The 22,606-nt window shown below is 30.8% G+C and carries 23 protein-coding genes; 17 read left to right on the top strand and 6 right to left on the bottom strand.

The window, feature by feature from the left end:
- The first annotated feature begins 45 nt into the window (after nucleotides 1–45).
- The 5 genes from fdhF (at nucleotide 46) to HMPREF3046_RS02535 (ending at nucleotide 5,813) form a co-directional block, all read left to right on the top strand.
- On the top strand, nucleotides 46–2,997 hold the full coding sequence (gene fdhF / locus HMPREF3046_RS02555) for a formate dehydrogenase subunit alpha (RefSeq protein WP_070716149.1): 2,952 nt from the start codon (nucleotides 46–48) through the stop codon (nucleotides 2,995–2,997).
- Nucleotide 2,998: 1 nt separating this feature from the next.
- Nucleotides 2,999–3,466, top strand: coding sequence for a helical membrane plugin domain-containing protein (locus tag HMPREF3046_RS02550; RefSeq protein ID WP_070716147.1), 468 nt, complete (start codon nucleotides 2,999–3,001; stop codon nucleotides 3,464–3,466).
- A 165-nt stretch (nucleotides 3,467–3,631) separates the two neighbouring features.
- Nucleotides 3,632–3,853, top strand: coding sequence for a hypothetical protein (locus HMPREF3046_RS02545; protein WP_070716146.1), 222 nt, complete (start codon nucleotides 3,632–3,634; stop codon nucleotides 3,851–3,853).
- A 23-nt stretch (nucleotides 3,854–3,876) separates the two neighbouring features.
- Nucleotides 3,877–4,668, top strand: a complete 792-nt coding sequence (locus HMPREF3046_RS02540; RefSeq protein ID WP_070716143.1) for an N-acetylglucosaminidase — start codon at nucleotides 3,877–3,879, stop codon at nucleotides 4,666–4,668.
- A gap of 20 nt (nucleotides 4,669–4,688) precedes the next feature.
- A complete protein-coding gene (locus HMPREF3046_RS02535) occupies nucleotides 4,689–5,813 on the top strand; it encodes an FAD-dependent monooxygenase (protein WP_070716141.1) in 1,125 nt (374 codons plus the stop codon).
- A 59-nt stretch (nucleotides 5,814–5,872) separates the two neighbouring features.
- Here the strand turns inward: HMPREF3046_RS02535 and HMPREF3046_RS02530 are convergent, their stop codons facing one another.
- The 4 genes from HMPREF3046_RS02530 to HMPREF3046_RS02515 all read right to left on the bottom strand — a co-directional run bounded on the left by HMPREF3046_RS02530 (nucleotide 5,873) and on the right by HMPREF3046_RS02515 (nucleotide 8,560).
- Nucleotides 5,873–6,832 (bottom strand): 2-hydroxyacid dehydrogenase family protein, encoded by a 960-nt coding sequence (locus HMPREF3046_RS02530; RefSeq protein ID WP_002448389.1) that lies wholly within the window; start codon nucleotides 6,830–6,832, stop codon nucleotides 5,873–5,875.
- A gap of 79 nt (nucleotides 6,833–6,911) precedes the next feature.
- Nucleotides 6,912–7,226: a DMT family transporter gene (locus HMPREF3046_RS02525; RefSeq protein WP_002454990.1), complete on the bottom strand. Its 315-nt coding sequence runs from the start codon at nucleotides 7,224–7,226 to the stop codon at nucleotides 6,912–6,914.
- A gap of 1 nt (nucleotide 7,227) precedes the next feature.
- Nucleotides 7,228–7,557, bottom strand: a complete 330-nt coding sequence (locus HMPREF3046_RS02520) for a DMT family transporter (RefSeq protein WP_002448391.1) — start codon at nucleotides 7,555–7,557, stop codon at nucleotides 7,228–7,230.
- 193 nt (nucleotides 7,558–7,750) lie between these two features.
- Nucleotides 7,751–8,560, bottom strand: a complete 810-nt coding sequence (locus tag HMPREF3046_RS02515) for a CHAP domain-containing protein (protein ID WP_070716139.1) — start codon at nucleotides 8,558–8,560, stop codon at nucleotides 7,751–7,753.
- A gap of 519 nt (nucleotides 8,561–9,079) precedes the next feature.
- On the opposite strand from HMPREF3046_RS02515, the gene HMPREF3046_RS02510 reads away from it, so the two are divergent.
- Both HMPREF3046_RS02510 and nhaC read left to right on the top strand, forming a co-directional pair.
- Complete coding sequence (locus tag HMPREF3046_RS02510) at nucleotides 9,080–10,150, top strand: NAD/NADP-dependent octopine/nopaline dehydrogenase family protein (protein ID WP_070716136.1); 1,071 nt, start codon at nucleotides 9,080–9,082, stop codon at nucleotides 10,148–10,150.
- Between the two features lie 56 nt (nucleotides 10,151–10,206).
- Nucleotides 10,207–11,592 (top strand): Na+/H+ antiporter NhaC, encoded by a 1,386-nt coding sequence (nhaC, locus tag HMPREF3046_RS02505; protein ID WP_070716134.1) that lies wholly within the window; start codon nucleotides 10,207–10,209, stop codon nucleotides 11,590–11,592.
- Nucleotides 11,593–11,898: 306 nt separating this feature from the next.
- Here the strand turns inward: nhaC and HMPREF3046_RS02500 are convergent, their stop codons facing one another.
- On the bottom strand, nucleotides 11,899–12,675 hold the full coding sequence (locus HMPREF3046_RS02500) for a CHAP domain-containing protein (protein ID WP_070716132.1): 777 nt from the start codon (nucleotides 12,673–12,675) through the stop codon (nucleotides 11,899–11,901).
- A 617-nt stretch (nucleotides 12,676–13,292) separates the two neighbouring features.
- Here HMPREF3046_RS02500 and HMPREF3046_RS02495 point away from each other — a divergent pair.
- The 7 genes from HMPREF3046_RS02495 to HMPREF3046_RS02465 all read left to right on the top strand — a co-directional run bounded on the left by HMPREF3046_RS02495 (nucleotide 13,293) and on the right by HMPREF3046_RS02465 (nucleotide 19,425).
- Nucleotides 13,293–14,147: a helix-turn-helix transcriptional regulator gene (locus HMPREF3046_RS02495; protein WP_070716131.1), complete on the top strand. Its 855-nt coding sequence runs from the start codon at nucleotides 13,293–13,295 to the stop codon at nucleotides 14,145–14,147.
- A 178-nt stretch (nucleotides 14,148–14,325) separates the two neighbouring features.
- Nucleotides 14,326–15,054 (top strand): transcriptional regulator, SarA/Rot family, encoded by a 729-nt coding sequence (locus HMPREF3046_RS02490; protein WP_070716130.1) that lies wholly within the window; start codon nucleotides 14,326–14,328, stop codon nucleotides 15,052–15,054.
- Nucleotides 15,055–15,335: 281 nt separating this feature from the next.
- Complete coding sequence (locus HMPREF3046_RS02485; protein WP_070716129.1) at nucleotides 15,336–15,680, top strand: transcriptional regulator, SarA/Rot family; 345 nt, start codon at nucleotides 15,336–15,338, stop codon at nucleotides 15,678–15,680.
- Between the two features lie 145 nt (nucleotides 15,681–15,825).
- Nucleotides 15,826–16,971 carry an acyl-CoA dehydrogenase family protein gene (locus HMPREF3046_RS02480; protein ID WP_070716127.1) on the top strand — a complete coding sequence of 382 codons (1,146 nt, stop codon included), beginning with the start codon at nucleotides 15,826–15,828 and terminating at the stop codon, nucleotides 16,969–16,971.
- Nucleotides 16,972–17,063: 92 nt separating this feature from the next.
- Nucleotides 17,064–18,005, top strand: coding sequence for a nucleoside hydrolase (locus tag HMPREF3046_RS02475; RefSeq protein WP_070716125.1), 942 nt, complete (start codon nucleotides 17,064–17,066; stop codon nucleotides 18,003–18,005).
- Between the two features lie 74 nt (nucleotides 18,006–18,079).
- The gene (locus HMPREF3046_RS02470; RefSeq protein ID WP_070716122.1) at nucleotides 18,080–18,625 is read left to right on the top strand and encodes a biotin transporter BioY; all 546 of its coding nucleotides are present in this window, start codon (nucleotides 18,080–18,082) and stop codon (nucleotides 18,623–18,625) included.
- Between the two features lie 35 nt (nucleotides 18,626–18,660).
- Nucleotides 18,661–19,425: a GNAT family N-acetyltransferase gene (locus tag HMPREF3046_RS02465; protein ID WP_070716120.1), complete on the top strand. Its 765-nt coding sequence runs from the start codon at nucleotides 18,661–18,663 to the stop codon at nucleotides 19,423–19,425.
- Between the two features lie 38 nt (nucleotides 19,426–19,463).
- On the opposite strand, the gene fdhD is transcribed toward HMPREF3046_RS02465, so the two are convergent.
- Nucleotides 19,464–20,258 (bottom strand): formate dehydrogenase accessory sulfurtransferase FdhD, encoded by a 795-nt coding sequence (gene fdhD / locus HMPREF3046_RS02460; protein ID WP_070716119.1) that lies wholly within the window; start codon nucleotides 20,256–20,258, stop codon nucleotides 19,464–19,466.
- Nucleotides 20,259–20,445: 187 nt separating this feature from the next.
- Between fdhD and modA the strand changes: the two genes are divergently transcribed.
- The 3 genes from modA to HMPREF3046_RS02445 are packed head-to-tail and all read left to right on the top strand — an operon-like array spanning nucleotide 20,446 to nucleotide 22,526.
- Nucleotides 20,446–21,237 carry a molybdate ABC transporter substrate-binding protein gene (gene modA / locus HMPREF3046_RS02455; protein WP_070716116.1) on the top strand — a complete coding sequence of 264 codons (792 nt, stop codon included), beginning with the start codon at nucleotides 20,446–20,448 and terminating at the stop codon, nucleotides 21,235–21,237.
- Nucleotides 21,238–21,248: 11 nt separating this feature from the next.
- Complete coding sequence (modB, locus tag HMPREF3046_RS02450; RefSeq protein ID WP_070716115.1) at nucleotides 21,249–21,920, top strand: molybdate ABC transporter permease subunit; 672 nt, start codon at nucleotides 21,249–21,251, stop codon at nucleotides 21,918–21,920.
- Complete coding sequence (locus tag HMPREF3046_RS02445; RefSeq protein WP_070716113.1) at nucleotides 21,921–22,526, top strand: ATP-binding cassette domain-containing protein; 606 nt, start codon at nucleotides 21,921–21,923, stop codon at nucleotides 22,524–22,526.
- Nucleotides 22,527–22,606 lie beyond the last annotated feature (80 nt).

The raw sequence follows: 22,606 nt of genomic DNA, 5'->3' as shown, positions 1-22,606 counted from the left end.
TGAAATTGGTTGTTTGCAGAATATAATTATAAGGTGGGGAAAGCAATGCAAGAACATTTAGTTTTAACTCTAGATGATGTGGATTATCTTGTAGAACCTGGAACAAATTTACTCGAATTTATTAAATCTCGTGATACTTTTGTGCCTTCAATTTGCTATAACGAATCTATGGGTCCAATTCAAACCTGTGATACTTGCATGGTTGAAATTGACGGTAAAGTTGAACGAGCGTGTAGTACAATAGTTGACCGTCCGATGTCAGTCAATACTCAAAATAAACGAGTGAAAGCTAGCCAAAAAGAAGCATTAGATAGAATTTTAGAAAAACATATGTTGTATTGTACAGTATGTGATTATAATAACGGTGATTGTGAGATTCACAATGCAATGGATGCATGGGGATTACAAGAACAATCATATGAATATAAAACAAAGCCTTATGAGAAAGATTATGGTCCTTTTTATCGTTATGACCCAGACCAATGTATCCTATGTGGTAGATGTGTAGAAGCATGTCAAGATGTGGAAGTTAACGAAACACTTTCTATAGACTGGGATCGTGAGCACCCACGTGTTATTTGGGATAATGATGTTCCAATAAATGAATCGTCTTGTGTATCATGTGGTCAATGTGCGACAGTGTGTCCATGTAATGCGATGATGGAGGTCAATATAGAGGGCAATGCTGGATATTTAACTGATACGGAACCGGGTTCATTAGCAGCTATGATTGATTTAACTAAAAAAGCTGAACCAGGGGATGGATTGTTATTTGCTGTGTCGGATTCTGAAGCAGAGATGCGCAAAGAAAGAATTAACAAAACTAAAACAGTATGTACATATTGTGGTGTAGGATGTTCATTTGATGTATGGACAAAGGATAGAGAAATCTTAAAAGTTCAACCTTCATACGACTCTCCAGCAAATAAAATCTCTACTTGTGTAAAAGGTAAATTCTCGTGGGGGCACATTAATTCGGATCAACGTTTAACTAAACCTTTAGTTCGTAAAAATGGTGAATTTCATGAGGTTGAATGGGAAGAAGCCCTTGATGTTATAGAAGAGAACTTTAAGCGCATTAAAAATGAATATGGTGGCGATCACCTAGCATTTATCGCCTCTTCAAAAGGTACAAACGAAGAGTCATATTTAATGCAAAAACTTTCTCGCCAAGTATTTGGTTCAAATAATGTTGATAATTGTTCGAGATATTGTCAAGCACCTGCTACAAAAGGATTATTTAGAACGGTAGGACATGGAGGGGACTCGGGTTCTATTGATGACTTGGAAAGAGCAGCTATGACAGTACTTATTGGTACAAATACAGCAGAAGCCCATCCAGTTATCGCTTCAAGAATTAAACGTGCACAGAAATTATTTGGACAAAGAATGCATGTCTTTGATATTCGTAAACATGAAATGGCTGAACGTGCAGATGAATTTTATCAACCTAAACCTGGTACAGACTTAGTATGGTTGAGTGCTGCGACTAAATATATTATCGATCATCATTTACATGATATCGAATTTATTAAAAAGTGGGTTGACAATTTTGATGAATATTATGAGTCATTAACTCCATTTTCATTAGAATTTACTGAAGAGGTTACAGGAATTTCAAAAGAGCGATTAATTAGTTTTGCGGAAGAATGCGCAAAAGCAGAATCTGTAGCTATTTGTTGGGCAATGGGTGTTACACAACAAGATATTGGTAGTGATACAAGTACAGCAATTTCAAATCTTCTACTTGTAACAGGTAACTATAGAAGACCTGGCACAGGTGCTTATCCATTACGTGGCCACAATAATGTTCAAGGTGCAAGTGATATGGGAAGTATGCCAGACCAATTTCCAGGTTATCAAATGATACACAATGATGAAATTAGAGAGAAATTTGAGAAAGAGTATGGTGTCACATTGAATCCAACACCTGGTCGTGATAATCATCAAATGATGGATGGTATTCATGAAGGACAAATTCATTCACTATATTTGTATGGTGAAGATACAGGAATTGTAGATTCAAATATTAACTATGTACAATCTGCATTAGAAAAAGTTGAATTTTTGGTAGTTCAAGATGAATTTTTAACATTTACAGCAACGTATGCGGATGTTGTGTTACCAGCTAGTCCTTCATTAGAAAAAGATGGTACATATACAAATACAGAGCGTAGAATTCAACGTATTAATCAAGCATTATCACCTTTAGGTGACTCAAAACCCGACTGGGTAATTTTCCAATTGATTGCTAAAAGAATGGGCTTTGAGTGGAATTATAGCCATCCTTCAGAAATTATGGACGAAATTGCACGCTTAACACCTTCTTATTCAGGTGTCAGCTATGAAAGATTAGAAGGCTTTAACAGTTTACAATGGCCTGTAGCACCAGATGGTACAGATCAACCTACATTATATCTTGATGGCTTTAATTTTGATAATAAACGTGCAAAATTATTTGAATTAACATTTGATAATTTCTTTAAAGAAGATGAAGTATATGATTTACATGTGAATAATGGTCGCGTACTAGAACATTTCCATGAAGGAAATATGACATATCAAACAGAAATGATTAAATATAAAATGCCTCACGCATTTGTAGAAATTTCACCTGAATTAGCAAAAGATCGCGATATCCATGAGGGTGCAGAAGTAAAACTTATTTCTGATACAGGAGAAGCTACTTTAGTTGCTACAATTACTGATAGAGTTAAAGGAAAAGAGATATATATTCCTTTAAATAATGATGCTATGAGTAATGGTGATATAGGTGCTATAAATAAATTAACTAATAGTGACGTGGATTATGCTACACACACACCATCTTATAAACGTACACATTGTCGTTTAGAGGTTATAACTAGAAAAGGTAAATCTCCTTTAAATCCAACGAATTTCCGTGTAGATAAACATCGTCATCCACAATATAGTGTCCAAGTTCAGAAAAAATGGAAGCGTAAGGATTATATTTTCCCGGGAAATGTGGTGGATTAATATGGCTGAAAGAATAACTAAAATTAATCGTCTTGAAAAATCAAAAGAACAACTTAAATTAGAAAGTTTGAATGAAGTTACAGATGCAATTGTTGAAAATAAGGATAGTATTTTAAAAGCTATTCGTATTATTAAAAATTTAGATGATGCAAAACTCTTAGATGCTATTAACGGTGGTATTAAAGGTCGTCAAGTTATTATAAATAAATTCGCTACGGAATTAAATAAAGATATGTATACTGGACTCATTACAAATTTAGCTCCAATGGTATTTATGCTTGGAAATTTAGAAGTTAAAGAACTAAGTCAATTTTTAAATAAACTTAATAGTGGCTTACACGTAGCTAATCAAGCAAGTCCAAATGCCAAAACGACGATACGAAGCTTAATGAGTGTATTAAAAGATGATGATATGAATCGTAGCTTAACGTACATGCTAAATTTACTTAAAGGTATGTCTAGAAAATAAATTGAATAGATACGACTCCTTAATATAAGAATGAGATGACTTATGTTAAGGAGTTTTTTTAGAAATGAATTTGTAAAATATAGTATACATCTATTATGATAAAGTAGAGTGTATAAATTAAAGTGTAAGGAGAGAGGACTTATTCATCCAAATATTATTAAAATAATGACTATTATTTCTAATATTTTTGTTATATTAGGAATTATATTTTTAATTATGATGAAATTAATGTTAGCGATAGCAATGTTTGCCGTTTCATTGGCAATTAGTCTTGTTATTTTTAATGTATTATTTCGAGATCGTACGGGCATGAAAATGATTATTAATATTTCGTTTGCCATCGTCGTTATTGCTATTATAGTTGCATATAGTATGTTATCTAAATAAGACAATTAGAGGAATTTCAATTTATGAAATATAGAAATAGTAATCATTTACGTTTATCTATTATACTTTTTATCATTGCTCTCATCATATTGATGGTATTACTTTATATCAATCATAAGGATATACTACGTAATGATCGAAGATACAGTTTTCAAGAGGCCCTTCAAAAGCAAACCCAATCGAACCAATTAAATACTATTGATAAAAATAATCAGTTTGTTCTAGCGAATAATAATGAAGTGAAAAGAGCAATGAGTATTTCTAAAAAAGATAATGATTTAAAATATATGGATCTATCTAAAACGGTTCCAATGAGTGAAGATGAGGTAAAGCATATACTTAAAAATAAAGGTATTTTAACAAATCAAGCTCAAACATTTTTAAAAGCCCAAGATAAGTATCAAGTGAATATTATATATTTAATGAATCATGCAATAATAGAAACAGCAAATGGTCAATCCGAATTGGCTAATGGTATTAAAGAGAATAATTATAAATATTATAATTTTTTTGGAATTGGTGCATTTGATCAAGATGCCATTGCTACTGGTCATAGTTATGCTAAAGAGCATGATTGGACAACACCAAGTAAAGCAATTATGGGCGGTGCAGCTTTTATTCGTCATCAATATTTTGAAAACGAACAAATTACGCTTTATCAAATGAGATGGAATCCTAAAAATCCAGGGTCTCATCAATATGCGAGCGATATTGAGTGGGCAGATAAAATTGCAGATAATATGAAAAAAGATTATGAACGTTTGGGTATAAAAAAAGATAAGATACGTAGGAATTACTATATATCTAATAAATAGAGATATTGAGGTGTAATAGAATGAAAGTTGCAGTGATAGGTGCTGGTATCGGAGGTTTAACGGTTGCAGCCCTTTTACAAGAACAAGGGCATGATGTCAAAGTCTTTGAAAGAAATACTGATATTAAAGAAGTAGGTACTGGTATTGGCATCGGTGATAACGTTTTAAAAAAACTCGGTAATCATGATTTAGCTAAAGGTATCAAAAATGCCGGACAAAATTTAAAATCATTAAATATCTATAGCGATAAAGGCGACTTGCTTACATCAGCTAAATTGAAAGAGGGAACATTAAATGTGACGTTATCTCGTCAGTCATTAATAGAGTTAATATATTCATATGTAAAACCTAATACTGTATTTACAGATTATGAAGTGACTAAAGTGGATGTTCAATCTGAACTGCCAATGCTTCATTTCTCAAAACATGCAAGTCAGACGTTTGATTTATGTATTGGCGCGGATGGTATTCATTCAGCTGTTAGAAAAGCATTATTCCCAGACTCTAAAGTGATTTATCAAGGTTATACGTGCTTTAGAGGAATAATAGATGAAGCGGACATAATGAATCAATATACAGCAGATGAATATTGGGGAAGACGTGGACGCGTGGGTATTGTGCCTCTAATCAATAATCAAACTTATTGGTTTATTACAATTAATGCAAATGAAAAAGATCCTAAATATGTATCATTTGAAAAACCACATTTGCAGGCTTATTTTAATCATTATCCTAATCAAGTGAGAGTATTGTTAGATAAACAAAGTGAAACAGGTATTATTAAAAACGATTTATATGATTTAAAACCTTTAACTTCATTTGTACATCATCGTACAGTTTTATTAGGAGATGCTGCCCATGCAATGACGCCAAACATGGGTCAGGGCGCAGGACAAGCAATGGAAGATGCTATCGTTTTAGCTAATTGTATTGCTTCTTATGACTTAAAAAAAGCATTACAGCGATATAATAAATTACGTGTAAAACATACTAAAAAAGTAATAAAACGCTCTCGAAAAATCGGACATATCGCTCAAAAAGATAATAAACTAGTTGTTGCATTGCGCAATTCTATCATGAAACATATGCCAAAACGATTTTTTAGTGGTCAAACTAAATTTTTATATAAAACAAAAGATAAATAAGGAGTGATCATAGAATTCACTATGGATTCTATGATCACTCCTTATTATTTTATTTAATATTATTTTTTATTAACAACAAATTGCGGTTCTTCACCATTCAATTTTTTAATTGTATCATTAGCTACAATTTTAGACATCATTTCACGAGCTTCAAACGTAGCATTACCGATGTGTGGCGTAATGACTACGTTATCTAAAGATTTCAAGCCTTCAGTAATATCTGGCTCGAATTCATACACATCGAGAGCTGCACCTTCAATATCTTTATGTTTCAATGCATCAACAAGTGCTTGTTCATTAACGATTGGTCCACGTCCTGCATTGACTAAATAAGCAGTTGATTTCATTTTTTTAAATTGTTCTGAATCAATCATATGGTGTATATCTGGATTGTAAGCAGCGTTGATTGTAATAAAATCAGAGTGTTCTAATAATGTATCTAAATCAACGTATTTAGCACCAATTTCACGTTCTTTTTCCTTTTTTTGGTGAGGACCTGTATAAAGGATATCCATATCAAATCCTTTTGCACGTTTAGCTACTGCACTACCAATTTCTCCAAATCCGATAATACCAAGTGTTTTGCCTGAGACTTCACGGCCTCTAAAGAATAATGGCGCCCAACCATCAAATCCTTTTGTACGAGAAAGTTTGTCACCTTCAACGATACGACGAGCAATTGCTAATACTAAACCGAATGTTAATTCAGCAGTTGCAGCTGTAGATGCTTTTGGTGTATTTGTAACATCAATGTTTTTTTCACGTGCATAATCTACATCTACATTATTAAACCCAGCGCCATAATTGGCAATAATTTTAAGATTTTCACCGCTGTCAATCACTTCTTTATCTACATTAGTAGATAAAATACTAATCAAAGCAGAAGCATCTTTGACACCTTTTTTTAATGTTTCTTTATCGATGATATCTTCACCTTCATACATGTCTACTTCAAAATGTTCTTTAAGTAGATTTAAACCAGCTTCTGGAATTTTACCAGCTATATATACTTTTTCCATCCATCTCACTCCTTTGTAATCTTTCAAATTAAGTATAATGGAAGAAAGATAGGGACACAAAGAATTTATATGAATAAAGTTATTGTATTATTTTTAAAGCAATTACGGATATTAAGATTAAAGCAATACAAAATATACGAATAAATTTTTTTGATTCATTATAGAAAATCATACCTACAATGGTACCTCCAGCAGTCCCAATCCCTGTCCATATTGCATAGGCAGTTCCCATCGAAATCGTCTGCATAGATAGTTTTAAAGTACTAAAGCTAAATATAAATGTAAGCGCACCTAGTAGAATATATATTTTTTTATGTGTACGATTCAGTTCATTTAAGAAAACAACACCTAAAATCTCAAAGCATCCTGCAACTAAAAGGTATAACCACGCCATTTTATAGACCTCCTTCAGATTGGTCATCAGTAGAAATCTTTAATCCGATAATACCTATAATTAATAAAATAATAAATAATAATTTCATAGGTGAAATAACGTGATTAATAAATAACATATCAACAATGACTGTTCCTGCAGCGCCTATACCAACAAAAACAGCATAAACAGTACCTACTGGAAGTTGTTTTGTAGCAGAAAGCATTAAATAAAAACTTAAAGCAATAAATAATAAAGTGATAAGCCAAGTAAACGTATTATGAGCGTAATTTAAACACGTAACCCAAACAACTTCTATCAATCCAGATAAAATGACCTTTAACCATTGCATTACATCCATTACTCCTTATAGTATTTTTGATAAGTAAAAACATTTTCTCAAACAATTATGAGTTATGCAATTTTAGAAAATAGAAAAGTGAGAAAGAATTCATTGTGAATTCATTTTCTCACTTTTTTATTAATAAAAATATAATCTTAAAGATGATATTAAACGGTAACATAATTATATCAATCTTAGATATTTATGATAAATGAATATAATTATAAGAACTTACTTCGCTTGCTGAAATTGTACGTGTATCCGTCACGTAGGCGCCACCTGTATAATTCATTTCTGAAATTGTAATTGATCCATCACTATTTACACTTTCTACATAAGCCACATGTCCTAAACTTCCTGCTGTGGTTTGTAAAATTGAACCAGCTTCGGCAGTATGATTAACTGTGTATCCAGCTGCTTTTGCAGCATTTGCCCAGTTATTTGCGTTACCCCATGTTGAACCAATAGCACCATTCACTTTGTCATATACATACCATGTACATTGACCAGCAGTGTACAAGTTGTTCTTAGTTGATGTACTCGTTACACTTGAGGAATTGGAAGTAGATGAACTACTAGATGACGTAGTATTAGATATACTATTTAATTTACTCATTATAGATGTGGCACTAGCTACATCTTCTGTAGTATGACTGGTCAAATTTAGATTAGGATTTGTATTATTGTTTGAATAAACAGGATGAGTGAAATGAGAAGGTGCTTGCTTGTTAGTGACGATTTTTTTAGATTTATAATTATTGTAATGATGTACTTGAGTATTTAATGATTTGTATTTATAGCTTGATTCTTTATTGTATTGAAAATGATTATTTTGATACTTAGATTTTGCTTTATTATAATGAATTACGTTTTGATTTTGCTTTTGTTGATTCAAATGTTGAGTAGCTTGATTTTGAGTTAATTCTGCTGCATCTGCATGATGTATATTTAATCCAAAAGCAAAGGCTCCAATTCCTGCTGTCAGTGTTGATAATGTAATTAATTTTTTCATAAATAAAGTCCTCCCAAATACTATTCAACAATAGGATAGTTTTAGCGATATGTTGAATAAATTTTAAAATTAACTTGCCGCTGTTAACGACAAGTCATACTTTATCAGTTAAAAACATATAGTAGGGTATTGTTACTTTACCGTAAATAAAATTCAAAATTCTTGCACAACGATGTAATAAAAATCAGCTTAATATTTCTTAATGAAATATTTCTTGCAAACTGCATGTTTGCTATACATTTTCTAATTTTTTGAAAATATTAATAGAATTTATATTACAGTACCTTGTAATAAACTTATTTTATATAAAGATGTATACATTAAGAGTGAGCGGTTACATTTATAGAGATTTATGTAATATTATATTACTAATAGTGTTTGTAAAAATTTAAATTAGGCTATAGAATAAAATAATACTATTTTGAAGATGCAGTAGTTATATCTGCATCTTTATTTATTGATAATAATTTTTTAGATGACTATTAAAAATTCTAAATAGAGAAATGAGGAATTATAACTATGAAAATTGCAATAGTAGGATCAGGAAATGGTGCGGTTACAGCTGCAGTAGATATGGTCAATCAAGGGCATGAAGTCAAATTATATTGTCGAAATTCGTCAATTCACAAATTTGATAGAGCGTTAGAAAAAGGAGGGTTTGATTTTAATAATGAAGACCATGAAACGTTTGTACCTTTTACAAATATTAGTGATGATATTGAATATGTATTAAAAGATGCAGAAGTGATACAAGTAGTAATTCCTTCATCTTACATTGAATATTATGCGAAAGTGATGTCTCATTATGTAACGGAAGAACAAATTATTTTCTTTAATATCGCAGCAGCTATGGGATCAATTCGATTTATGAATGTATTAGAAGAACGACATATTAATATTCAACCTAAATATGCAGAAGCTAACACACTTACTTACGGAACACGTGTAGATTTTGAAGAGGCTCGAGTGGATTTATCTCTTAATGTAAGAAAAGTCTTTTTCTCAACATACAATAAAAAAGAGTTAAATGAATGTTTTGATAAAGTGAGTCAATTGTATCCACAATTAGTAAAAGAAGAAAGTTTGTGGAAAACGAATCTAGAAAATGGAAATCCTGAAGTTCATCCAGCTCCTACACTATTAAATGTAGGTCGTATAGATTATGCAGATACATTTGCATTATATAAAGAAGGTATCACAAAACATACAGTGCGACTTTTACATGCTATAGAATTAGAACGTCTCACTTTAGGGCGTAAATTAGGATTTGAATTATTAACTGCTAAAGAAGCGCGTATTCAACGAGGTTATCTAGAACGTAAAGACGAGGATGAACCGCTAAATCGTTTATTTAATACAAGTCCTGTATTTTCACAAATTCCAGGACCGAACTCTGTAGAAAATCGTTATCTTACTGAAGATATCGCATATGGACTTGTATTATGGTCAAGTTTAGGACGTGAAATTGGTGTAGATACACCGAATATTGATGCGATAATTACTATTGCCTCTACTATTCTCGAACGTGATTTCTTTAATGAAGGATTAACAGTAGAAGAACTTGGCCTAGATAAATTAGGATTAAAATAAATATAATGTTTGGTATAGAAAAGAGGTCTTAAGAAAAAAGAAAAAGGAGCAGATATATGAAAAGAAAACCCACATTTTTAGAAGCAATATCTACAATTATTGTCATGGTAATAGTTGTTACAATTGGATTTATTAAATTTAATATCCCTATTCAAGTATTGTTACTTATCGCCTCAACCTACGCTGCCTTTATTGCTATGCGTGTCGGTTTAAAATGGAAAGACTTGGAAGAAGGAATTACACATCGATTGACAACAGCTATGCCTGCTATTTTCATTATTTTGGCTGTAGGTATTATTGTAGGTAGCTGGATGTACGCAGGTACTGTACCTGCATTAATCTACTATGGACTTAAGTTTTTGAATCCTAGTTATTTTCTAATGTCAGCATTTATTATTTCGGCTATATGTAGTTTAGCGACCGGGACAGCTTGGGGATCTGCGTCTACAGCTGGGATCGCCTTAATATCTATTGGAAGTCAACTTGGTATAAATCAAGGAATGGCAGCAGGTGCAATTATTGCAGGTGCAGTGTTTGGAGATAAAATGTCACCTTTATCAGATACAACCAATCTTGCTGCACTCGTAACAAAAGTAAACATTTTTTCTCATATTAGAGCAATGATGTGGACAACTATTCCAGCATCAATCATTGGACTTATCGTATGGTTTTTTGCAGGATTAAACTCCCAAGGTAATGTAAATACAAAGCAAATAAAAGTACTTTTAAATGAACTATCTATTATTTATAATATTAATTTTTTCGTATGGATTCCTTTAATTGTGATTATCATTTGCTTAATACTTAAAATTTCAACTGTTCCATCTATGCTTGTTTCAGCGTTGAGTGCTATTTTGATAGGTAAGTTTAATAATGGATTCAAATTTGTAGATGGTTTTAAAGCAACATTTGATGGCTTTACATCATCTATGACTGGTCATTCTCATGTTACCGAAAATGCAAAAACATTGATTGAACAAGGTGGAATGATGAGTATGACACAAATCATTGTGACCATTTTTTGTGGTTATGCATTTGCAGGTATTGTAGAGAAATCTGGTTGTTTAGATGTAATGTTACAAACTGTCGCAAAAGGTGTTAAATCTGTTGGAACCCTCGTTCTTATTACTGTGCTATCGTCACTAATGTTGGTATTTGCTGCTGGTGTGGCGTCAATTGTTATTATTATGGTTGGAGTACTTATGAAAGACATGTTTGAAGATATGAATTTAGATAGAAGTAATTTATCTCGTACATTAGAAGATTCAAGTACTATGGTTCTACCATTAATTCCTTGGGGAACATCAAGTATTTACTATGCGCAACAATTAGGAGTTTCAGTTGATCAATTCTTTATTTGGACAGTACCATGTTATTTATGTGCTATATTAGCAATTATTTATGGATTTACTGGTATTGGAATACGTAAAAAAGTAAATTAAAGGATTAATTTAATGTTTAACTCTCTTATAATATGGAAATGATAAAGTTAGAGTTAAAGTATTGATTAGAAGCATAGTAGCGATGTTATTTAAAAAATACATTAATTTTAAATATCCTAAAAAATGAATTAAAAGAGGATTTAATTTTTGTGGCGATAATTCAATCCATAATAATGAATTTAATTAATATTATAACTTAAAGCGTTCTAAACACTAATTAAAGTTTTGAACGCTTTTTGTATTTATGCATAAAAAAAGATTTAGAATTCACATTGAATTCTAAATCTTTTTTCTTTATCAATTTAATTAATGAATGAAATTATATGAAGCAGCTTCACTTGAAGAAAGTGTACGAGATGTTACTACACCTACACCATGTCCATAGTTCATTTCAGATACTGTGATTGAACCATTACTATTTACACTTTCAACATATGCTACGTGACCGTAAGCACCAGCAGTAGATTGCATAATTGCCCCTGCAGATGGTCGGTTATTTACTGTGTAACCAGCAGATGCTGCAGCATTTGCCCAGTTATTTGCGTTACCCCAAGTCGAACCGATTTTACCACCTACACGGTCATATACATAATATGTACATTGGCCAGAAGTATAGTAGTTTCTACCTGAGCTAGCAGAGTTAGAAATTGAAACACCTGTTGATGAAGGTGCAGTTACAGTAGTTACTTTTACATTATTATTAGAAGTAGAAGCAGCACCTAAACCACCAGTTTGTTGATTATTTGTTGTGTAAGATTGTGTTGGATTACTAGCAACTTGATTTGAGTTATTAGTATTATAGTTGTTATAACTATGAGTTGAATTTGTATTAGAATAATTATTATATGTATTGTAGTTATAATTGTAATTATAGTTAGAATGATTTAAACGATCTGGGCTCCAGTTACCTTTCCAAGTATAGTGGTAGTTACCTTGTTGATCGATAGTGTAAGAGTAGCTATATGAAGTAGGATCATTTGGATTATATCCTTGTTCAGCTGCATGAGCTTCATGTCCTTGTCCGGCGATAGCAACTGCGGCAACTCCTGCAGTAGCGATTGTAGCTGTAGCGATTTTTTTCATTATAAATTTCCTCCTGAGAATTAAATTAATATTATTTATATTTAATAGTCATTTGTTAACTTAGTCTTTAAATCATTTTACTTAACGACAAGAAATACTTTATCAAAAAAATTACAATTTGTGGGGAATGTTAATGATTTGTAATTTTTCGATAATATAAAAGCTTGTAAATTTAATTCTTAGTAATATTTTTTAATATAAAAAAAGCTATTATGACAGTGTTTACAGAAGAATATGAAAAAAACATTCATTTTCTTGTAATCTTTTTGTAAAATAATAGAAAAATAATTTATAACAAAATAATTTAGCCTATTGAATGATTACTTGATTAAACAAATACTAAAAAATTATTTTATATGTCATCCTTATATATAAATAAAGTAAGTTTATATTGAAAAACAATAAAATCATACTATAAGATAATAAAGTGATAAAATAAGTCAAAATATTGCTACTGCTAATACCGAAATAAAACATAAAATTGTATATGAAGATAGATCTCCGATACGCATACATAAGTATCGAGGCGATAATTCAATAGAATTAAGTGGTGAATAAAGGGGAGAAATGTCATCGCTTATATCTAGTCTTTATATTACAAACGAGAGGAAAGACGTATGATAGATAATTTTTCGGTAAAGCTTTTAAAAAATACGAGAATATTAAAACAAAAAGAATCCAATATCAAACTTATATATTGGTTAAAGGGTTCTGGAAAAATAAATGTAGACTTAGATACATATAATATGAAAAAAAGAGATCTCGTATTTATTATGTTAAATGATTTATATTCGATAGAAGGCGAAACGAACTCTGTTATTGCAATAATTGAAATTTCATTCACAGATTATTTAAGGTTTGCAGACGATTATATCAGACAAAAAGGATATAAATTTTCTTCTATTGAACGAAAACAATTAGAATCATTTATTATTAATCTTCTTGAATTTGAAAGTCGAAAACCTCGACTTCCACACATAAGGGATAAATTAGTTAAACATTTATGTGTAGAATTAGGTTATATTCAAAGAAAACACCGTCAAAACTATAAACTAGACAATCCACTTGTAGATGAAGTTCATGAATATATTATCGAACATCATCATGAAAAGATTAATAAACAAGCATTAGCGAATTCACTTGATATGTCTAACAAAGAGTTAAGTCAAGTGATTAAATTTCATACACCTTATCATAATATTGCTCAATATATTAATGATATTCGTTTGAAATTATGTTTACTTGATATTTTAGATAGTAGTGAATTTATTCAAGATATTGCTTATAAACATGGATTTAATCATTTTCCGAGATTTATTGCATTATTTAGTAAAAAATATGGTATGACTCCAGGTCAGGCACGAAAAAAACAATTTGCTCCAATATATAAGACTACCGAGACGGTTGAAATATCTTTAGATTATGAAGCACAGTTACTTATAGCTGAGGCCAAAAGTAACTATCATACCTAAAATAGGATTAAGTCCGATAATAAGTAAAAAAGATAAAGTATTTAGACCTTTACTCATACTTAATATGAAGTAAGTATATGTATGATATAGAGATAAACTGGTAACACTTTAAAATTGTATCGCAATACTAAAGTCTGTCTTCTAGAATTGTTGTATAAATTGCGAGGTGGCAACTATCATGACAAAAAGTGATATGGATGTACTATTATTTTATCTTTTATTTTATAAAGCAGTCGATGAACTTTTAAAATATTCTAAAAATCTAAATATTGAACACCTAAATGTACTATATGCTATTATTGATTATCATAAAACGAGCCATCAAGGTATGGATATTGAAACATTAATGAAAAAAACGTATTTATCTAAACGAACTTTACTCTATCTTGTTAGGCATTTATACCACGAAAAATGGATTTTTAAATCTTATGATGCAAATGATCAACGAAGATTAAGAATCTTACCTGTAGAAATGTATGAAAGAAAAATGAATCATTTATTATTAGAAATTGAAGAATTACTTGAAAATACTTATCTTAAAACATCAATTAAAAATATGAATTATTGCAAGTTAACATATCTAATTACTATTTATAAGGTTTTAAATAAAATTGAAAAAAGTATTAAGCATTATCAGTTAAGTTTAAATGATTTGCTTGTTTTAGGCATTATTTGGTCGAATCAAAATGATATCTCGTTGAAATCGATAAACTATTTTTCGCGTTGTCAGTCTATAAATATAAATTTAGTAATTAAACGATTACAACAAAGTGGTTATATTTTGAAAGAAAGAGATGTTATAGATGAACGTAGAGTGTGTATAAAGTTAAATATGTCAAAAAAAGAAGAGATTCATTATATCTTGAGACATTGTAGTAAAATGATAAAAAAGGAATTAACATTATAATTTGTTTTTAAAAATAAAAGTAACTAGTGATGTAAGAAAGGCTTATCTCTTACATCACTAGTTACTTTTAGGTGTATAACACATGAAATAATTATGTATAATTTAATTTGGCAAATGAGATTTTAATATATAATATCATTTTAATTTCATAAAAATATTGAAATATTATACTTAAATGTTATAAAATAATTTTTATAGCATAAGAAATGTTTAGTGTTGTAGTAGTTAGTATACATGAACCTTGTAGCAACTAGATGTACATCAGAGGAGTGGTTTAGAATATGGGACAAATTAAAGACATCAATGATTTAGTTAACGCAACATTTCAAGTGAAAAAGTTTTTTAAAGACACTAAGAAAAAATATAATCTGAATTATGAAGAAATTTATATTTTAAATTATATTGTTAAAAGTAAAAAAGATGAAATTACTTCAAAAGAAATTGCAATGTATTCAGAATTTAAACCTTATTACTTAACTAAAGCATTACAAAAATTAAAAGATTTACAATTATTATCAAAAAAACGTAGTATACAAGATGAAAGAACAGTTATTGTTTATGTAACAAAAGAACAACGCGAGAGAATTAATGCTTTAATTGTTGAGTTAGAGAAATATATACAATAGAATGATGATGGGGTAAATGAGTGAGACAGAATTTCTGTCCACTCTTTTTTAATTCTAATATACTATGTTAATGAGATACTTTATATTATTAAAACCGAGTGTTAAACTATGATTAAATATATCAAATATCGAATAGGTGATAGTCATGTTAGATTCATTTTTAATAAGTAGTGATATTCAAAGAAAATGGATTAAAAAATTTAAAACAATTGAAGATACATTTAAACAAAGAGCAGCAGAAGAAGATATTGACTCTAAATTTCCATTTGACAATATAAAATGGCTTGTAGAGGAAGGTTATAGTGTGTTAACTTTACCTAAATCATATGGTGGAGAAGGTGCAACAATAGAAGATATGGTCGTTTTACAATCATATCTTGGAGCTATAGATGGCGCTACAGCACTGTCTATAGGCTGGCATCTAAGCGTTGTAGGACAATTATATCAACAGCATATGTGGAGTCAAACTATGCTTGATCAATTTGCAATAGAAGTAAAAAATGGCGCGCTTGTAAATAGAGCAGTAAGTGAAGCGGATACTGGCAGTCCTACTCGTGGTGGGAGACCTGCTACGCATGCAATAAAAACTAAAGACGGTTATAAATTAAATGGTGTGAAAACGTTTACTTCTATGAGTAAAGCATTGACACATTATATTGTTGCTGCATTTGTAGAAGATATTCAAGAAGTAGGCTTCTTTTTAATTCCTAGAGAGACTAAAGGTTTAGAAATTGCAGATAATTGGAATATGTTAGGAATGCGTGCAACGGAAAGTCATGATTTAGTATTAAATGATGTTATAGTTCCGTTTGAAAACTTTGTAGAAACGAAACATAAACCTCAGCCCAATGGATGGATTTTACATATACCAAGTGTATATTTAGGTATCGCCCAAGCAGCGAGAGATTATGCTATTGAGTTTGCCAAAACGCATTCCCCTAATAGCATTGATGGAACAATTTCTACACTACCTACTGTACAACAAAATGTTGGTAAAATGGAATCACTCTTATTATCTGCTCGTCATTTTTTATGGAGTACAGCTAAAGGTTACAATCAATATAATGAAACACTTAATATTTGGAATGAAACATCTGCAAGTAAAATTTTAGTCATGAATCAAGGGTTAGAAGTAGTGGATCTTGCTATGCGAATCGTAGGGGCAAAAAGTTTAGAAATGGATCGGCCATTACAACGCTATTATCGTAATATGCGTGCTGGCCTACATAATCCTCCTATGGAAGATGCAGCATATACGAATATTGCAAAATCTATACTTGATTTAATGTAGAATGAATTTTTTATTTATAATATGTTTAAAGAAAGCTATGATTACGTATAATGTAGTCATAGCTTTTTTTACATATTTTTTGGAGGGATTTAATGACTAAAATATATTTTAATCATGATGGCGGTGTTGATGATTTAATATCACTATTCTTATTACTACAAATGGATAATGTTGAATTAGTAGGTGTAAGTACAATCGGTGCAGATTGTTATTTAGAACCTTCTCTAAGTGCTTCATGTAAAATTATCAATCGTTTTTCAAATTTATCTATTGATGTAGCTCCTTCATATGAAAGAGGAGTTAACCCTTTTCCGAAAGACTGGAGAATGCATGCCTTTTTTATGGATGCACTTCCTATTTTAAATGAGGAATGGATTGATAAACGTTCTATAACGAGTACATTTGAAGCTTATGAGGATATTATTAATGTATTAAATAATAGTAAAGAAAAGGTGACTTTATTGTTTACTGGTCCGTTAACCGATTTAGCCAAGGCGATCAAACATGATAAAGCAATAGTAAACAATATTGAAAAGTTAGTTTGGATGGGAGGGACATTTTTAGAAAAGGGAAATGTAGAAGAACCCGAACATGATGGCACAGCTGAATGGAATGCTTTTTGGGATCCTGAAGCTGTTAAAACAATATTTGATACGTCTATCAAGATAGAAATGGTAGCGTTAGAAAGCACTAATCAAGTACCATTGACACCAGCTATTCGTCAAATGTGGGCAAATCAACGTCAGTTTATAGGAGTTGATTTTTTAGGAATCAGTTATGCAGCTGTACCTCCTCTTACTCATTTTGTCACAAACTCTACTTACTTTTTATGGGATGTATTGACGACTGCTCAAATTGGCAAAGAAAACTTAACAGATTCTATAGAACTTAAAGTAGATGTATATACAAAAGGACCAAGCCAAGGACGTACATATAAGAGTGATGATGGACGTATAGTGCGTGTCGTTAATCATGTCAATCATGATGAATTCTTCAACTATATCACGACTTTAGCTAAAAAAGTAGTTCATTAACTTTAAATGTAAACTTTTTATATAAAATAGTTTACATAAGTGGTATAATTTTCTTCATAAAAGGAGGAAATCAAATGAGTACAAAAAATTTAGTATATACAGCGTTAATGACAGCGGTTATTTGTATTTTAGGTCTAGTACCTGGAATACCGTTACCATTTATGCCTGTACCCATTGTATTACAAAATATAGGTATCTTTTTAGCAGGAGTTATATTAGGACGTAAATACGGACCACTCAGTGTTATTATCTTCTTATTATTAGCAGCCACAGGTTTGCCATTATTATCAGGTGGACGTGGTGGAATAGGTGTGTTTGCAGGTCCTTCAGCAGGATTTTTATTCTTATATCCAGTAGTGGCATATCTTATAGGTTTAGTAAGAGATCGTTTTAAAAATCATATTAATTTCTTGACATTATTTATTGGTATGCTTGTATTTGGTGTTTTATTATTAGATATTGTAGGAACAATCATTATGGGATTCATTATACATATGCCTATAAGTAAAGCATTCTTATTATCATTTACATTTATTCCAGGAGATATCATTAAAGCGATTATTGCGAGTTTAATCGGCACAACATTACTTAACCATTCACGTTTTAAGAATTTGATATAATAGTACAAAATATACATAGTTGGGTGATGGTTGCTATGACATACATAACAATGAAGCAGATTAAAGAAAATGGAAAAATATACTTAGAAGATGAGTTGAATATTATATATTTAACACCTTCTGATCCAATGACATATCACATGAATAAGTGGCAGTACAAAACGTTACCTTCAATTAATCAGTGGTATTCAGATATGGAGAAACAACGAATTTTGCATAAAAAACAACATTCTTCTCATTTATCTTTTACATTTCCAGAAAACCAATTACTGCATTCTACATGGTTAGAAGCGATACGCAATGAAGGATTTCAATTAGGACTACTTGAATTGTACGTGATAGATAGTGTTACATTAAAAGAGTTTGAGAGCAATATTCAGGTAGATATTGAACCTGTAACTTCATTTAATATGGAAGATTATTTAAGTGTTTACAATGAATTTTCAAAACCGTATGGCGAAGCGTTTGTTAAAGAAAGTGAAGAACGAACGAGAGAGGCAATATTAAATCAAATAGATGATGTCACTCGTATAGTTGCATATTATCTTCATAAACCTGTGGGTATTTTGGATGTTATAGTTACAGATGAAACCATTGAAATTGATGGGTTCGGCGTTTTAGAAGACTATCGTTATAAGGGAATAGGTACTACGATGCAGTCCTATGTAGGTCATTTAGCTGGTTCTCGACCCGTTATATTAGTGGCAGATGGCGATGATACAGCAAAAGACATGTATATAAAACAAGGCTATATTTTTCAAAGCTTTCAATATCAAATAGTCAAAGAAGATGCAATATAAATAAAAGTAGGGAGTGAAAAATGAATTTATAATAAATTCTATTTCACTCCTTTTACACGTTCTGGATGACTATAAATATTAAAAGAATCACCTCTAATAAAACCAATAGCAGTAATATTTAAGTCATGTGCCAGTGTTACTGCTAATGTGGTAGGTGCAGATTTTGATAATATAACACCGACACCGATTTTAGCTGCTTTTAGTAAAATTTCAGATGATATGCGTCCACTAAAAATAAGTACTTTATTTCTAACAGGAATTTGATGAGTAAGACAAAAACCGTAAAGTTTATCTAAGGCATTATGTCTACCTATATCTTGACGATGTTCAAAAAATGCCTCACCATCACTAATCGCTGCATTATGCAAGCCACCTGTTTGCTTAAATAAAGTACTTGCACTTTGTAAACCTGTCATCATATTTAAAATTTGTCTTGGAGTGAGAATGATATTAGACATCGATGTTTTAGCAATTGCCGCATCATTTTGAAAATAAAATTCTCGACTTTTTCCACAACATGAAGCAACCATGCGCTTTGTAGAGTACTCAAAACGATCACTTAATGACTTAGTTAATTCTACATGAGCGAACCCTTTACTATCATCAATTTGTAAATGTTTAATTTCTTCTTTTTTATAAATGGCTCCTTCAGATGCTAAAAATCCTACGACTAACTCTTCTAAATGTGTCGGACTGCAAATTACTGTAGCAAATTCTTTTCCATTCACCATAATCGTTAATGGAAATTCGGTTACATAGCTGTCTTCAGTTTCGATGAGTTGCTCATTTTCATATCTAATAATCGGTTGATTTTGAACGGCATCTTTATCCATGAATGTCTCCCCTTTAGTTATAACTACTTTATACTGTATCATTATATTTATAAAAAGTATTTCAATATTGAATGATTATATAAAACTTTATATTTTAAAATTTAGAAATAAACATAAAATGTGATAAAACTTTTCAAAAGATATAAAAAGCGTATAATATTTGATTGAATAGGGGGCATAAAAATAAATGACTGTAAAACGATTATTAGCGGTGTTAGGGACTTTCATTATCATTATAGCAGGTTGCTCAAATTCAAAAGATAATGAGAATAGCAAGCAATCTTCAAAGTCAAATAATAATGATAATCCTAAAACTGAATTGAAAGTTTCAGCAGCAGCAAGTTTAAGTGATGTAAGTAAAGCATTAAAGAAAGAGTTTGAAAAAACACATAAAAATGTAAATGTAACATTTAATTATGGTGGATCAGGCGCCTTAAGACAACAAATTGAAAAAGGTGCACCAACTGATGTCTTTATGTCTGCAAATACGAAAGATGTAGAGATGTTGAAAGAACATAATCAAGCTCATGATACATATAAATATGCACATAATCAGTTGGTATTGATTGGTGATAAAAACAGTGATCAAGCTTCAGTAAAAGATTTAAAAGACAACGAAAAATTAGCTGTTGGTGAAGTGAAAACTGTACCAGCAGGTAAATATGCGAAACAATATTTAGATGATCAACATTTATATAATGATGTAAAAGATAAAATGGTATATGCTAAAGACGTTAAACAAGTATTAAATTACGTTGAAAAAGGTAATGCACAAATGGGATTTGTATATGAGACCGATTTATATACGAATAATGAAAGAACCGATAAAGTAAATGAGATTAAAAAAGCAGATTTGAAAAAACCTATCACTTATGAAGCGGGAGTAACATCAGATAGCAAATTTGCTAAAGAATGGATGGAATTCTTAAAATCTAAAAAAGCGAAAGATATTTTAAAAGAATATCACTTTAAAGTATAGGGGGATGACATATGCCTGATTTAACACCTCTATGGATTTCCATTAAAGTAGCACTTATTAGTACGATAATTGTTTCTATATTAGGGATTTTTATTTGTAGAACGTTATATAAAAGAAAAGGGCATGCAACTCAATTCCTTGAAAGCTTAATATTATTACCTATGGTTTTACCACCGACAGTGCTAGGGTTTATACTTATTATTATTTTTTCACCTAGAACATTTGTGGGACAATTCTTTCAAAATATACTTCATTTACCCGTAGTATTTACAATGACAGGTGCAGTAATTGCATCTGTCATTGTTAGTTTTCCACTGATGTATCAACATACTATTCAAGGATTTCGAAGTATTAATCCTAAAATGTTAAATACTGCACGAACAATGGGAGCAAGTGAACGTAAAATTTTTTATCGTTTAATTTTACCATTATCTAAACGTTCAATTATTGCGGGTATTATGATGAGTTTTGCGAGAGCTATTGGAGAATTTGGTGCAACATTGATGGTTGCAGGATATATTCCAAATAAAACCAATACCTTGCCACTTGAAATTTATTTTTTAGTAGAGCAAGGAAAAGAGAATCAGGCATGGTTATGGGTACTTGTCCTCGTTGCATTTTCTATTACAATCATTAGTATGTTGAATTTTGCGAATCGTGATAAAGCTCAGGAGGTAGACTAGATGTTACAAGTTAAATTACAACATCAGTTAAAACAAACATTGATTCACATTAACATTGAAGATACAAAAGCTAAAATATATGCAATACAAGGTCCCTCTGGCATTGGAAAAACGACAATATTAAATATCATTGCAGGATTAAAACAACCAGATGAGGCTTATATCAATGTTAATAATCAGTTATTAGTAGATACTGAAAACCATATTAATGTAAAGATTCAACAACGACAAATTGGCTATTTATTTCAAGATTATCAACTTTTTCCTAACATGACGGTTCTCCAGAATATTACATTTATGTCTAAACAGTCTCAACATATTGATGAGCTTATTCAACGTTTAAATATTAGCCATTTAATCAATCAATTTCCGATGACATTGTCTGGTGGAGAAGCTCAACGTGTAGCACTCGCTCGAACTTTAAGCACGAAACCCAATTTAATTTTACTTGATGAACCTTTCTCAAGTTTAGATGATATGTCTAGAGATGAAGGCATCCATCTAGTTAAGCAAATTCATGAGGAATGGTGTATACCTATTATTTTTGTAACGCACTCTAATTATGAAGCAGAAGTATTAGCAGATGAAATGATTCAAATTAAATAAATAGGAGTAGGATATCGAAGTCTAAAATGTTTTAGATTTCTGTCCTACTCCTATTTCGTTATAATAAAGAGAAGAGAGAA

The sequence above is a fragment of the Staphylococcus sp. HMSC070D05 genome, assembly GCF_001815595.1.
GTDB classification, from domain to species: domain Bacteria; phylum Bacillota; class Bacilli; order Staphylococcales; family Staphylococcaceae; genus Staphylococcus; species Staphylococcus hominis.
This window is presented reverse-complemented; position numbering and strand designations above follow the sequence as displayed.